Source organism: Kocuria himachalensis (assembly GCF_054784195.1).
The window spans coordinates 1-1,032 of record NZ_BAAGPL010000058.1 but is presented as its reverse complement, the minus strand read 5'-3'; the positions used below and the strand labels follow the sequence as shown (position 1 = coordinate 1,032).

General features: G+C 71.7%; 2 protein-coding genes. Both read left to right on the top strand.

Annotation, left to right across the window (positions count from 1 at the left end):
- Window positions 1–245, top strand: a 245-nt coding sequence (locus ACYVM4_RS18525; protein WP_460669505.1) for a Mu transposase domain-containing protein, incomplete at its 5' end; no start/stop codon positions are given.
- Window position 246: 1 nt separating this feature from the next.
- The coding region (gene istB, locus ACYVM4_RS18520; RefSeq protein WP_460669504.1) for an IS21-like element helper ATPase IstB at window positions 247–1,032 on the top strand (786 nt) is incomplete at its 3' end.

The window sequence follows — 1,032 nt, the reverse complement described above, 5'->3', positions numbered from 1 at the left end:
AGGTGGCCGCGGACCTGGACCGGGTCGTGGTCACCTGCGAGGGGGTCGTGGTGGCCGAGCACCCCCGGTCCTGGGCGAAGCACCAGAGCTTCACCGACCCGGCTCATGCGGCCGCGGCGGTCGCGCTGCGCCGGGGCCGGCTGGCCGTGCCCGTGCCGCCGGCGGCCACCGAGGTGGAGCAACGGGATCTGAGCGTCTACGACGCCCTCACCGCCGAGGCCCTGGTCGATGAGGGGGTGGCCTGAGATGACCACCAGAACACCGGCCCGGGGCTGGGAGGCGGAGCTGGCGTATCTGACCCGGGCGCTGAAAGCCCCGACCCTGCGTGAGTCCGTACCGAGGTTGCTCGAGCGCGCCCAGACCGAGGGGTGGAGCCATCAGGAGTTCCTGCTGGCCTGCCTGCAGCGCGAGGTCGCCGCCCGGGAGGCCCACGGCGGGGAGGGCCGCATCCGGGCCGCCCGGTTCCCGGCCCGCAAGGGACTGGAAGACTTCGATTTCGACCACGCCCGCGGGCTGCGCCGGGAGCAGATCGCGCATCTGGGCACCTTGGACTTCGTCGCGGCCAAGGACAACGTGGTCTTCCTCGGGCCCCCGGGCACGGGCAAGACGCATCTGGCCACCGGCATCGCCATCCGGGCCTGCCAGGCCGGGCACCGGGTGCTCTTCGCCACCGCCGCCGAGTGGGTCGATCGCCTGGCCGGCGCCCACCAATCCGGGGTGCTGCAGGCGGAGCTGCGCAAGCTGGCCCGGATCCCGCTGCTGGTCATCGACGAGGTCGGCTACATCCCCTTCGAGTCCGAGGCCGCGAACCTGTTCTTCCAGCTGGTGTCCTCCCGCTACGAGCGGGCCTCGCTGATCGTGACCAGTAACAAGCCCTTCGGGCGGTGGGGCGAGGTCTTCGGCGACGACGTCGTGGCCGCGGCCATGATTGATCGCCTCGTCCACCACGCCGAGGTCATCGCCTTGAAGGGCGACTCCTACCGGCTGAAGAACCGATACCTCGGCCGCGTGCCCGCGGCCGGAACCCAAGAA